The organism is Microvirga sp. KLBC 81 (assembly GCF_003075415.1).
Lineage (GTDB): Bacteria > Pseudomonadota > Alphaproteobacteria > Rhizobiales > Beijerinckiaceae > Microvirga.
The window spans coordinates 39,687-53,254 of record NZ_QDAH01000026.1 but is presented as its reverse complement, the minus strand read 5'-3'; the positions used below and the strand labels follow the sequence as shown (position 1 = coordinate 53,254).

Annotated in this window: 10 protein-coding genes; all 10 read right to left on the bottom strand. The window is 62.2% G+C overall.

Annotation, left to right across the window (positions count from 1 at the left end):
- Positions 1-23 precede the first annotated feature (23 nt).
- Positions 24-1,580, bottom strand: a complete 1,557-nt coding sequence (locus tag DC522_RS16860) for a DHA2 family efflux MFS transporter permease subunit (protein ID WP_116529833.1) — start codon at positions 1,578-1,580, stop codon at positions 24-26.
- A 4-nt stretch (positions 1,581-1,584) separates the two neighbouring features.
- On the bottom strand, positions 1,585-2,091 hold the full coding sequence (locus DC522_RS16855; protein WP_116529832.1) for an isoprenylcysteine carboxyl methyltransferase family protein: 507 nt from the start codon (positions 2,089-2,091) through the stop codon (positions 1,585-1,587).
- The gene (locus DC522_RS16850; RefSeq protein ID WP_116529831.1) at positions 2,088-3,140 is read right to left on the bottom strand and encodes a type III polyketide synthase; all 1,053 of its coding nucleotides are present in this window, start codon (positions 3,138-3,140) and stop codon (positions 2,088-2,090) included. The genes DC522_RS16855 and DC522_RS16850 overlap by 4 nt, the downstream gene beginning before the upstream one ends.
- Positions 3,141-3,325: 185 nt before the next feature.
- Positions 3,326-6,799, bottom strand: coding sequence for a DNA polymerase III subunit alpha (dnaE, locus tag DC522_RS16845; protein ID WP_116529830.1), 3,474 nt, complete (start codon positions 6,797-6,799; stop codon positions 3,326-3,328).
- Positions 6,800-7,179: 380 nt separating this feature from the next.
- Positions 7,180-7,875: an ABC transporter ATP-binding protein gene (locus tag DC522_RS16840; RefSeq protein ID WP_116529829.1), complete on the bottom strand. Its 696-nt coding sequence runs from the start codon at positions 7,873-7,875 to the stop codon at positions 7,180-7,182.
- A gap of 2 nt (positions 7,876-7,877) precedes the next feature.
- Entirely contained in the window at positions 7,878-9,152 is a 1,275-nt protein-coding gene (locus tag DC522_RS16835) for a lipoprotein-releasing ABC transporter permease subunit (protein ID WP_116529828.1), read from the bottom strand.
- A gap of 6 nt (positions 9,153-9,158) precedes the next feature.
- Positions 9,159-10,487 carry a proline--tRNA ligase gene (proS, locus tag DC522_RS16830; protein WP_116529827.1) on the bottom strand — a complete coding sequence of 443 codons (1,329 nt, stop codon included), beginning with the start codon at positions 10,485-10,487 and terminating at the stop codon, positions 9,159-9,161.
- A 513-nt stretch (positions 10,488-11,000) separates the two neighbouring features.
- Positions 11,001-11,336, bottom strand: a complete 336-nt coding sequence (locus DC522_RS16825) for a DUF1467 family protein (protein ID WP_245444243.1) — start codon at positions 11,334-11,336, stop codon at positions 11,001-11,003.
- A gap of 10 nt (positions 11,337-11,346) precedes the next feature.
- A complete protein-coding gene (gene mce / locus DC522_RS16820; RefSeq protein ID WP_116529826.1) occupies positions 11,347-11,751 on the bottom strand; it encodes a methylmalonyl-CoA epimerase in 405 nt (134 codons plus the stop codon).
- Positions 11,752-11,875: 124 nt separating this feature from the next.
- Positions 11,876-13,549, bottom strand: coding sequence for a ribonuclease J (locus DC522_RS16815; RefSeq protein ID WP_116529825.1), 1,674 nt, complete (start codon positions 13,547-13,549; stop codon positions 11,876-11,878).
- Between the last annotated feature and the right edge of the window lie 19 nt (positions 13,550-13,568).

Below are 13,568 nucleotides of genomic sequence, written 5' to 3'. Positions count from 1 at the left end.
ATCCATGAGCTGCAAGCACCAAATTATGGCTTGGCGGCAGAGGCCGCTTCTCGCCCGGGACGCGACAGAACGAGAATGATCGGGCCGAGAAGAACGAGCGAGGCAATCATCGCCCATGCCTCGTTCGTTGCTGTCGCCAGACCCGCGCGCTCGAGCAGCGGCCGTACATAAGCCTGAACCATGGGATTGTCGGGAGATGGCAACGGTCCGGACAGGAAGGTTTCAGGAATGCCTATGGCGCGTGCCGCATCGAGATCCCCTGTCTTGAGACGAGCGAGCAAGAGTCCAGCATGCTCGGGAGCTCGGGCCCAGATCACCGTGTCGATCAGGGCGAGACCGATTGCACCTCCAAGATTGCGCATGAGATTGAACAGGCTGCTCGCATTTGGCACGCGCTCGGGAGGAAGATGCCCCAGCGCGACGCGCGTCGGCGGCAGAAGGCAGAGCATGATCGCAATGCCGCGGACCGTCTGCGGCCAGAACATCGCATCGAAGTCGGCATCACGCGGCTGAAAAGCGCTCAGGCCGAGGCCGAGGCCGAAGAGAATAAATCCAATGACCGTAAGGACGACTGCGCTGATCCGGCGTTCTGCCCAAATGACAAGAGGAGCGGTCACCAGCTGTGCGACACCGGTGACCAACATGATCTCTCCGATACGCAGCGCCCCATGGCCGCGTACGAAGGAGAGAAAGACCGGCATGAGGTAAACAGAACCATAAAGCCCGATGCCGGTGAGAAAACTCAGTGTGCATCCGATGGCAAGGCGCCAATCGAGGAGAGCCGACAGGTTCACGATAGGCTCTGACGTCCGCAATGTACGAGCGACAAAAAGACGTCCTGAAGCAACACAGAGAGCGAAGATCGCAAAGACACTCGGCGACAACCATCCGCGATGGGGAGCCTCCTTCAACCCTATCTCCAGGGCGGCAAGACATAAAACGATGCTGAGCAGCGCGGTCCAATCGAATGCACGTGCCAAGCCAAAGTTCGAGCGGTCCCGCGGCAGGCAGAACAGGCCGACCAAGCCGGCGGCAAGTCCTGGAACGACGTTGATCAGGAATAGCCAATGCCAGGAATAGGTCTGCGTGATCCAACCGCCGACAACAGGCCCCAATGTCGGTGCCAGAACGGCGAGAACGCCCGCGATGGTGGTCGCAACCGGCTCGACCTTCTTCGGAAAGAGCAGGAAGACCGCCGAAAAAACCAAAGGGATCAGCGTCCCTCCCGCGAACCCTTGCAACACCCGCCATGTCGTCAGCGAAGCGAATCCGGTGCTGGCGGCACAGCCGACGGACGCAATCGTGAAGATGGCGACGGCAATCGTGAACAGACCGCGCATGGTCAGCATGCGGGTCAGCCAACCGGTCAGAGGAATCGAGATGACCTCGGCAATGAGATAGGCAGTCTGCACCCAGCTCATCTGGTCTGGCGGGATTTCGAGTGCGGACCGGATTTCCGGAAGAGAGGTGGCCACCACCTGGATATCCAGGATCGCCATGAACATGCCGAGTCCCATGGCGCAGAAGCCCATCCAGATGCGGAAGGGAACGAATTCGTCTGGCACGGTGCCCGCCGTCATCGTTCTACGTGACTTGGGGCTGACAGAACTCTTTGAGGGCCCGCGTTTCTGCGCGGATCCGGACCGTCAGCACGGCAGCGTTCAAAAGGGAGAACAGAATGGCATATCCGACAAGCCCGAAGGCGAGCGGCAGAACGGCGATCTCGGCGGCGACGACGAGATAATTCGGGTGGTTCATGAACCGGTATGGTCCCGTGCGAACCAGCGGGGTCCTCGGCAGGACGATGATCCGTGTGGTCCAGCGCTCGCCCAGGGATGCCAGAACCCAGAAACGCGCGACCTGCAGGGCGACATAAACTCCCGCCCAGCCAGGCGCCAGAGGACGATCCCAGGCCAACACCCAGAGACCGAGGAGCCAGGCGGTGTGCACGAGGACGATCAGCCCGTAATGCCCCGACGCGACCTCGACAGCCCCGCGCGCCTTGAGGCGCCGCGTGTTGCGTCGCGCCCAAGCAAGCTCGCTCATCCTTTGCAGCGTTACCAGGATCAGGAGAGCGAGGCTCAGACTCATGAGCAGCGTTCCAGGACAAGGCAGGAGGCCGTGAATCCCGGTCCCATGGCAATCAGAAGGCAACGCTGCGGGAGACCGGCGCGCAGAACCCTCTCCAGGACGAACAGAACCGTCGGGGCAGACATATTGCCATGCGTTGCCAGAATTTCCCGCTCATGGTCGAGCGTGCCTTGGTTGAGATGGAGCACGCGCTCGAGCGCCGTAATGATTTTTGGTCCGCCGGGATGGCACACGAAGCGGTCAATGGACGACATCGGGATGCGGAGCCGTTGGAGGATGCCGGCGATGGCGGGCCCCAGGTGGGTTTCGGCAAAAGGCGGCAGCGCCCGTGCGAGGACGACGCCGAACCCGTCCGGGTCGATATCCCACCCCATGATGTCGAGGGTGTCGTGCCAGGTATGCTCCCCGGAACCCTGCGCCGTGGCGAAGCCGCCATCTCCGGCCCTGACGAGGAGGGCTGCGGCGCCGTCGGCGAAGAGAGCCGTGGAGACCACGTTCGCAGCGGTCAGCTTGTCGGGTCTGACTGCCAGCGTGGACAACTCGACGGTGACGAACAGGATGGTGGTTCCCGGAGAGGCGGCCGCCAGGCGCGTCGCGACCGCCAGCCCGGTCACGCCCGCGGCGCAGCCGAGACCGAAGAGCGGGATGCGCGTCACATCTTCACGAAAGCCGAGACGGTCGAGCAGATACGAATCGAGACTTGGTGTTGCGACCCCCGTTGAGGATGCGGTGATGACCGTGTCGACATCGGAGCCCTTCAAGCCGGCGGCCGCGAGAGCCTTGCGCGCCGCCTCCTCGAAGAGATCCGCACCACTCTGCAGGTAGACCTCCGTCCGATCAGGCCAGCCATGCGGCTCCAGATACCATTCGAGCGGCCGTGCTGCATGGCGCTGAATGACTCCTGCCGTTTCGAAGACCTGCTCGACCTTGTCGAAATCGCCGAACTGCTCGCCAAAAACCTGCCGGGCAGCCGCTGCGATATCCTTCTGTGTCAGGATATAGGGCGGAACGGCGGTCGCGAGCGACAGAAGAGCCGGGCGAGGTGCCATCGGGCATTCTCACACTTCCGCGGACGTGGTCGCTATCCTCGGAAGTCCAACAAGCCAATTTCCATTATTATACCAGCAATTCCCGCGCGAGTAACCGCACAAGGCGTTGGACTGCATGAGCAGATTGCCTCAGAGCTTCCGCTTTGAGATTCACCGATCCGAGCGTTGCCGGATCGGCTTTGGCGCTAGCTCATCTGCACATCCACCACGCCAGGCACCGCACGGAGAGCGCCCGCGATCTGCGGGCTGGCCATGTATTTGCCCGGGAGCTTCACCTCGACCTCCCGGTGGCCCTCGTCGAGGATCAGAACCAGGGAGACCTCGCCTTCGCCTTTCGCCCTCAGGCGCTCGTAGACGCTGGAGATGGGGCGCTCGTCGCGCAGGAAGATGCGCATGCCCTTCTGGTGCTTGGCGATGGCTTCTTCCAAGGGCTCGGCGGTGCCGATGCGCGCCCTCACCTCTTCACCCTCGACACCCGCCTGGAGCATGAGCAACACGGCGGTGCCGGGCTCAAGCGTATCGCGATAGCGCATCAACCCTTCCGAGAAGATGATGGCTTCGAATTGCCCGGTCTGATCCGAGAGGGTCAGAATGCCCATCTTGTTACCGGTCTTGGTCCGACGCTCCTGCCGGTCGAGCACGGTCGCTGCGACCTTGCCGACCGAGTTGCCCGCCTTCACCGAGCGGCAGAAATCCACCCAGGTCTGGACGCGCAGCTTCTGCAGAAGATCGCCGTATTCATCGAGCGGATGGCCGGAAAGGAAGAAGCCGACGGCATCGTATTCCCGCTGCAGGCGCTCGGCAGAAGGCCAGGGCTCGTAAGAGGGAATGCGCAGCTGCACATCCGCCGCGTTCATGCCACCGAACATATCGATCATGCCGCCATTGGCCGCCTCATGAGCCTGCTGGGCAAGGCTCATCATGGCGTCGATGGAGGCGCAGGCCTTGGCCCGGTCCGGCTCCAACTCGTCGAAGGCGCCTGCGGCGATCAGGTTCTCGATGGTACGCTTGTTCAGCGCTCGCGGATTGATACGGCGCGCGAAATCCGCGAGGTCCTTGAAGGGCTCGTCCCCCCTCGCCTCCACCACGGCCTCGATGGCCTGGCGGCCCACGCCCTTCACGGCGGCGAGCGCATAGAGGATGGAACCCTTGCCCTCCTCGTCATAGACCACGTCGAACACCACGCCCGAGCGGTTGATGGAAGGCGGGATCACCTTGAAGCCGAGGCGCTGGGCCTCGCGGCGGAATTCGGAGAGCTTGTCCGTGTTGTCGAGATCGAGCGTCATGGACGCAGCGATGAACTCGACCGGGAAGTTTGCCTTCAGATAGGCGGTCTGGAAGGCGACGAGCGCGTAGGCGGCCGCGTGACTCTTGTTGAAGCCGTAATCCGCGAACTTCGCGAGCAGGTCGAAGATCTCGTTGGCCTTCGCCTTCTCAAGGCCGCCCTTGGCCGCGCCCGACACGAAGCGTTCGCGCTGCGCGTCCATCTCGGCCTTGATCTTCTTACCCATGGCGCGGCGCAGAAGATCTGCATCGCCGAGCGAATAGCCGGCGAGGACTTTGGCCACCTCCATCACCTGCTCTTGGTAGACGATGATGCCGAAGGTTTCCCGCAGGATCGGCTCCAGCTTGTCGTGGGGATACCAATCCTTCTTGTTGTGTTCGTCCTTACCGAGCTTGCGCGCGCAATAGACCGGGATGTTCGCCATCGGGCCCGGACGGTAGAGCGCCACGAGCGCGATGATGTCCTCGAAACGGTCGGTCTCCATCTCGACGAGGGCTTTTCTCATGCCCACCGATTCCACCTGGAACACGCCGACCGTTTCGCCGCGCCGGAGCATCTCGTAGCTTTTACGGTCATCGAGCGGCAGCGCCGACAGATCGATCTGGATGCCTTTGCGCTTGATCAGATCAACCGCCGTGCGCAACACGGTGAGCGTTTTCAGACCCAGGAAGTCGAACTTCACGAGGCCCGCCTGCTCGACCCATTTCATGTTGAACTGGGTCACGCGCATGCCCGTCTTCGGGTCTCGGTAGAGCGGCACCAGTTCCTGCAGCGGACGATCGCCGATCACCACGCCTGCGGCGTGTGTCGACGCATGGCGATGCAGGCCTTCGAGCTTCTGCGCGATGTCGAGCATGCGCTTGACGACGGGCTCTTCCTCGATGGCGGCCTGCAGTTTCGGCTCGCCTTCAATGGCCTGCGCGAGCGTCACGGGGTTCGCCGGATTCTGCGGCACGAGCTTCGTGAGCTTGTCCACCTGGCCATAGGGCATTTCGAGCACACGGCCCACGTCGCGCATCACGCCGCGTGCGAGCAGCGTGCCGAAGGTGATGATCTGCGCGACCTGCTCTTCGCCATAGCGTTTCTGCACGTATTCGATCACGCGTTCGCGGTTATCGACGCAGAAGTCGATATCGAAGTCGGGCATCGACACGCGTTCGGGATTCAGGAAGCGCTCGAACAGCAGGCTGAACCGCAGCGGATCGAGATCGGTGATGGTGAGCGCGTAAGCGACCAGCGAGCCCGCACCCGAACCTCGGCCCGGACCGACGGGAATGTCGTGATCCTTCGCCCATTTGATGAAGTCCGACACGATCAGGAAGTAGCCGGGGAACTTCATCTTGCGGATGATGCTGATCTCGAACGCAAGACGGTCGTGATAATCCTGCTCGGTCAGGCCCGGCGCGGGACCATGCGCAGCCAGGCGCTTGGCAAGGCCCTCCTCGGCCTGGCGCTGCAGCTCCGCACCTTCGTCGAGGTTGGCAGCGTCGGGACCCGTGCCGAAATTCGGCAGGATAGGCTTGCGGGTTCGTACGCGCGTTGCGCAACGCATGGCGATTTCGACACTGGCATTCAGCGCATCCGGCAGATCGGAGAACAGCTCCATCATCTGCTGGCGTGTCTTGAAGTGATGCTCCGGCGAGAGACGGCGGCGGTCATCGTTGGAGACGATCTGGCCTTCCGCAATGGCGAGCAGCGCGTCATGCGCCTCGTAATCTTTCGGCGAGGCGAAGAACGGTTCATTCGTGGCGACGATCGGCAGACCGTTGCGGTCGGCAAGCCCAATCAGCTCGCCCTCCACCATCCTTTGCTCATCGAGGCCGTGGCGCTGGATCTCCACATAAAGCTGGTGGCCGAAGGCATTCTTCAAGATGTCGAGTCGCGCCTGCGCCAGTTCCTGCCGACCGCCGCTGCGAAGCGCGCAATCGAGCGGCCCTGTGAAGCCGCCGGTGAGCGCGATGAGACCCTCGCTATGCTTTTCGAGAATGGGCGCGGCCACGCGCGGCTCCTCGCCGAGCGGCACGCCAAAATAGGCGTGACTCACCAAGCGCATGAGGTTGCGGTAGCCTTCCTCCGTCTGCGCGAGCAGTACAATGCTGGAAGGCACCGGCACCACGCGGGCGACGGGATCGGCCTCCTCGAAGCAGACGGAGAGCTGCACGCCGGCAATCGGCTGAATGCCGGAGCCGGCCATCTTCTCCGAGAATTCGAGCGCACCGAAGAGATTGTTGGTGTCCGTGAGCGCGAGTGCGGGCTGCTTATCGGCGGCGGCGAGCTTCTGCAGCTGCGCGATCTTCAGAGCCCCCTCGAGCAGCGAATACGAGGAGTGCACGTGCAGGTGCACGAAGCCGATGTCTTGAAGAATGCGCGCCATGAAACTCTACTCAGTAAATGGCACGCATACTGCCACGATTCCCCGTTCACCGGATCTTAATGAGGACTACCTTCCTGTGGATGTCGAGAAGGCGTTGTGAATTGCGGGTATCAGGCGACCGGTGCCAGCACCAGAGCCCAGATTGCCACGGCCGATCCGAACATGACGAGAGAGGTGATTTCAGCGGCGGTTTCGAGGATGATGCGAAGCATGTTGGATCTCCGTGTTCTCTATGTGTTCAATTATGTTCGTTAAATGTTCCTTGTAAAGCGGCTGTGGATCGGGCCGTTCAGACGGAGTCAACAAAGCCTTAAGACGCGCGAAGGCGTGCCCTTGGATGGCCTAAGGACGTCAGGCTGTGGGATGCTGTGGAAAACCGGTTAAGGGAGCTGCACGATCAGTCCGTCACGGATGGTCACCCGGCGGTCCATGCGGGCAGCCAGATCCATGTTGTGCGTGGCGATCAGCGCCGCGAGGCGCGAGGCGCGCACGATGGCGACGAGTGTCTGGAACACCCGGTCCGCAGTGTGTGGGTCGAGATTGCCGGTGGGCTCGTCCGCGAGAAGGAGGCGTGGCGCATTGGCAACCGCACGGGCAATCGCCACACGCTGCTGCTCACCGCCCGAGAGTTCGCCGGGACGATGCTTGAGACGCTTGCCCAATCCTAGGAAGGTCAGGAGCTGGCTTGCCCGGTCCTCGGCCTCCGGCTTCGGCAAGCCGCGAATGAGCTGCGGGATCACAACGTTTTCGAGCGCCGACAGCTCGGGCAGCAGGTGGTGGAACTGATAGACGAAGCCCAGCTCCTCACGGCGGATGCGCGTGCGCTCCTGGTCGTTCATATGCGAGGTGGGCTTGCCGCCCACATAGACCTCGCCACCGTCGGGCTTTTCGAGCAGGCCCGCCACATGCAGGAGCGTGGATTTGCCCGTGCCGGACGGCGCAATGAGGGCCACGATTTCGCCCGGCCAGATCGCAAGCTCCGCCCCGCGCAGCACCTCCAGGAAGGTGTCTCCCTGGGGATAGCGACGTTCGACTTGGGACAGGTGGAGAGCGGGCTGGGTTTGTCCGGACGCCATGATCAACCGTAACGCAACGCTTCGACGGGATCGAGCTTCGCGGCCCGCCACGAGGGATAGAGGGTCGCCAGAAGCGACAGGACCATCGCCATGATGAGAATGGTGGCGACTTCGGTCGGGTTCACGTCGGCCGGCAGGCGGCTCAGGAAATAGAGCTCCGCCGGGAAGAGATTCGTGTTCGTGAGCGTCGAGATGAAATCGCGGATGGTCTCGACATTGAGCGCGAGCAGCAGCCCAAGGCCGAAGCCCGCAATCGTGCCGACAATGCCAATGGACGCGCCCGTGATCAGGAAGATGCGCATGATCGCACCGCGTGTCGCGCCCATGGTGCGCAGGATTGCGATGTCGCTCGACTTGTCCTTCACGAGCATGATGAGCCCGGAGATGATGTTGAGCGCGGCGACCAGCACGATGAGCGTGAGGATCAGGAACATCACGTTCCGTTCAACCTCCAGCGCGCCGAAGAAGGTGCGATTGCGCTGCCGCCAATCGGTCATCAGAACAGGCCTGCCTGCTGCCTCTTCGATGGCGGCGCGGGCCTCGTCCACCTTGTCGGCGTCGTTGAGATAGACCTCGATCAGCTGCACGTCGCCCTGGCGGTTGAAGTAGTTCTGCGCCTCGGTGAGCGGCATGAAGACGAAGGTGGAATCGAACTCCGACATGCCGATCTCGAACACGGCCTTGACGGGATAGCCCTTCACGCGTGGCGCAGTGCCGAAGGGCGTTGCGGCGCCGCGTGGCGTGATCAGCGTCAGGGTATCGCCCGCCTGTATGGACAAGGCCTCCGCGAGACGACGGCCGATAGCGACGCCCTCGCCTTCCTCGAAATTGTCGAGCGAGCCCTGGCGGAGATTGCCGGCAATATGCTCGATCTGACGCAGGTCGTTCGAGCGAATGCCGCGCACCAGTACGCCGCTGCCGTTGTATTGCGAGGAGCCGAAGGCCTGGCCTTCCACGAGCGGGATCGCCCGCTTCACGCCGGGAACGGCGGCAATGCGCGCGGACACTTCCGGATAATCGGTCAACGGACTTTCGATGGGTGCCACGAAGATATGGCCGTTGATGCCCACGATCTTGTCGAGCAGTTCCTTGCGGAAGCCATTCATGACCGAGAGCACCACGATGAGCGTCGCGACGCCCAGCATGATGCCGAGGAACGAGAAGCCCGCGATGACCGAAACAAACCCTTCCCGCCGCCGCGTGCGCAGGTAGCGCCCCGCGAGCATCCACTCGAAGAGCGAGAAAGGCTTGGTTCCGGTCGGTGCTGTTTTGGCCATGGGCGCTTATTTATGGGCCGTCAGCCGTGCGGCTACATCATCGACCGACAAAAGCTCACGCGCGCCCGTGGCGCGGTTTTTCAGCTCCACCTTGCCCTCGGCGAGGCTCTTCGGGCCGATCAGCACCTGCCACGGAACGCCGATGAGATCGGCAGTGGCGAACTTTCCGCCCGGACGCTCGTCACGGTCGTCATAGAGCACGTCGTAGCCAGCGGCAGAGAGTTCGCGGTAGAGGCGCTCGCTCGCGGCATCGGTGCCGGAATCTCCGACCTTCAGGTTCAGGATTGCCACATCGAACGGCGCAACGGCCTCTGGCCAGATGATGCCATTCTCGTCGTGGCTCGCCTCGATGATGGCGGCGATGAGACGGCTCGGGCCGATGCCGTAGGAGCCCATGTGGACCGGCCTCTCCTGCCCGTCCGGCCCCATGACCTTCGCGCCCATGGGCTCGGAATACTTGGTGCCGAAATAGAAGATGTGGCCGACCTCGATGCCGCGCGCGGACATCTTCCTGTCGGCGGGGACAGCGTCGAAAGCAGTCTGATCGTGCATTTCCGAGGTCGCGGCATAGAGCGACGTCCACTTGTCGACGGTGCTCTGGAGGCCCGGAATGTCGTCGAAATTCGTGTCGGCCGGCGGGATCTCGTAATTGAGATAATCCGCGTGGCAGAACACCTCGCTCTCGCCGGTGGAGGCGAGAATGATGAATTCGTGGCTCAAGTTTCCGCCGATGGGGCCAGTATCAGCGCGCATCGGGATCGCCTTCAGGCCCATGCGAGCGAAGGTGCGCAGATAAGCCACGAACATCCTGTTGTAGGAATGGACGGCCCCGGCCTGATCCAGGTCGAAGGAATAGGCATCCTTCATCAGGAACTCGCGGGAGCGCATGACGCCGAAGCGCGGGCGCACCTCGTCACGGAACTTCCACTGAATGTGATAAAGGTTCAGCGGCAGGTCCTTGTAGGAACGCACATAGCCCCGGAAGATTTCCGTGATCATTTCCTCATTGGTGGGGCCGAAGAGCATCTCGCGCTCATGCCGATCTTGAATGCGCAGCATCTCCTTGCCATAGGCGTCGTAGCGGCCCGACTCACGCCAGAGGTCCGCCGACTGGATCGTGGGCATCAGAAGCTCGATGGCGCCGGAGCGGTCCTGTTCCTCGCGGACGATGGCATTGACCTTGTTGAGCACCCTCAAACCCAACGGCAGCCAAGCATAGATGCCCGCAGCCTCCTGACGGATCATGCCGGTCCGCAGCATCAGGCGATGGGAGACGATCTCCGCCTCTTTCGGCGTCTCGCGGAGAATGGGGAGGAAATAGCGGCTCAAACGCATAGGACGCCTTCAGTCTCGGTCAGGAATGGAACAGTGAGTCGCGACTCGTTTCCAGCACACAACACAGGCCATGGCGAAAAGACAAGCTGCCATTGCCTGTCCTGGCCTGCGACGCAATGGATTAGACCAAAGATTGATACAACAAGTGTCGCAAAATGCATCACAGAGTGCCTAAAAAAGATGACAACGTAAGGTGAGTCACCTATAACCGAACAGCTAACGTCTCAGACCTTCAAAAAGGCAGAGGCTGCGGTCCGAGTTTCGGGAGGAACGCGATCCCTAAGCGCCAGACAGGCGCCGGCGCCAAAAAGCCAGGGGTCATAAACAACGCCAAAAGGCAGTTCAGGCAAGGCGAAAGCCTTGCTTTTTCTTTTTTGTTTTCAGGATTTTAGAGTTCCGCCCGTCATGGCCGCACAGGTTGCGGCCATCCACGTCTTGGACCCGCAGCGTTAAATGGCGGGATGCCCGGGACGAGCCCAGGCATGACGGTGGAAGCCCTGACAGCTGGAACTCTCAAAGCCCCGCCAGCGGGAAAACTGCCGTCACGACCACCAGCACCACGGACGCGACCAACGTGGTCCAGATCGCCTTTTCCTGAAGGCCCGGAGCAGAGGGAGCACCCGGTTCGGTACCGGCGGTGACCTCGCCGCTTTCCGCCTGGCTGCGGACGCCGAAGGGCAGGACGGCGAAGAGCAGGATCCACCAGATCACGAAGTAAAGAGCGAGCCCTCCGGCCACACGCAGGCCAAAGGCATTGACGACGACGGCAATGGCGATGGCCGAGATGACCACCACTACGGCAAGGGTGGACCAGAACGAGGCAGCGAGAGCTTTTACAAGTCTTATCAACAGCTTGTCCTCAGGCCTGCTCAAGCTCGATGAGGGTTCCGTTGAAGTCCTTCGGATGCAGGAAAAGCACCGGCTTTCCATGGGCTCCGATCTTCGGCTCGCCCGAACCAAGAACCCTGGCCCCGGAATTCACAAGCCTGTCCCGCGCTTCAAGGATGTTCTCCACCTCGTAGCAGACGTGGTGAATGCCGCCGTCCGGGTTCTTCTCCAGGAACTTGGCGATGGGCGAATCTGCGCCAAGAGGCTCCAGAAGCTCGATCTTGGTGTTCGGCAAGGTGATGAACACGACCGTTACCCCATGCTCTGCAAGCGCCTCCGGCTCGGACACCTCGGCCCCGAGCGTGCCGCGATAGAGCTTTGCGGCCGCCGCGATATCGCGGACGGCAATGGCAACGTGGTTCAAGCGACCGAGCATGTTGGCTCCTCTTAAGGATAAGAGCTGCTTCCACGCACTAGAATCAGCTCTCTTCTTCACTGTGACGCATTTTTGACGGCGAATCGGATCCACTTCGCCGAAAAATGCTCCTGCCTTGGCCGCTTTATACCTCGATCACGAGGACATGACAGGCTGGCTTCTTGCCCCATTCCTGGTTCACGGCAGCGCGCACGGCCCGGTGGACGGCGTTCTCGACAGCGTCCGGGTCGCGACGCTTGGCCTTCGGGAGACCATCGAGCGTATCAGCCACCGTGTCGGCAATGATATCGGTCAAATCGCGGCCCTGCCGGTTCTTCTCAGGAAGCCCCATGGCATCCACCACAGGATCACCCGCGATCTCGCCTCGGTCATCGATGGCAATCGCCACCGTCACGATGCCAGCGAAGGCAAGCTTGCGGCGCTCCGGCAAGGCGCGCTCGCCGGCCGGAATGACGATGTTGCCGTCCTTGTAGACGCGGCCTGCCGGGATGGTGTCGATAATCTCCGCCTTGCCCGGAGCCAGGCGCACGAGAGTTCCGTTCTTGGCGCGGACCACCTCCGGCACGCCCTGCTGGCGCGCGAACTTGGCGTGCTCGGCCAGATGCAGCGGCTCGCCGTGGGCAGGAATGGCAATCCGCGGCTTTGTCCATTCATACATCTGGGCAAGCTCGCCCCGGCGCGGGTGTCCGGAGACGTGCACGAGTTCCGTGCGATCGGTGATGACCTCGATGCCCTGCTCGATCAGGCTGTTGATGATGGAGCCCACAGCCTTTTCGTTGCCGGGAATGGCGCGGGACGAAAAGATCACGCGGTCGCCTGCGGACAACGCGATGTCCGGATGCTCGTCGAAGGCAATCCGCGCGAGCGCTGCGCGGGGCTCACCCTGCGAGCCGGTGAGGACGGCGACGACCTTGTCGCGCGGCATGTAGCCGAAGTTTTCGGCCGAATGGAATTCCGGCAGATCCTCGAGATAACCGCACTCCCGCGCCACATCGACGACACGATCCATGGCGCGGCCGACGACGACAATGTCGCGCCCGCACTCGCGCGCTGCTTCCGCCACCGAGCGGATGCGGGCGACATTGGAGGCGAAGGTCGTTATCGCGACGCGATGCGGTGCGTCCTTGATGAGCGTGGCAAGATTCTTGGCGACATCAGCCTCGCTCGGGCTCGTACCCTCGCGCACCACGTTGGTGGAATCGCAGACGAGGGCGAGAACGCCCTCCTCACCCAACTTCCGGAAGGATTCTTCCGAGGTGAGGCTGCCGAGATAAGGTGTCGGATCGAGCTTCCAGTCGCCCGTATGCACGATGAGGCCGTGCGGAGTGCGGATGGCGAGTGCGTTGGATTCCGGAATCGAGTGGGCGACCGGCACGTATTCGACATCGAAGGCGCCGAGCTTCAGGCGCTGGCCGGGCGCGATCTCGTTGAGCTCGATCTTCGGCGCGTCCGGTTCGGACAAACGGCGCGTTTCCAGAAGGCCGATGGCGAACCTCGTGGCATAGACCGGCGCGCGCAGGCGCGGCCACATCTCGACCAACGCGCCGATGTGATCCTCATGCGCATGGGTGATGAAGATGCCCAGAAGGTTGTGCCGCTCTTCCTCGATGAAACGCAGGTCCGGATAGACGAGGTCGATCCCCGGAAGCTGCTCCTCGCCGCCAAAGCCCATACCGCAATCGACAAGGATCCACTGCCGGTCCGTCTCCGGCCCGAAGCCGTAGAGGGCGGCATTCATGCCGATTTCGCCGAGCCCGCCGAGGGGCAGAAACACCAATTCGTCCTGGGGGGATGCCATACCTGATTGTGACCTTGTC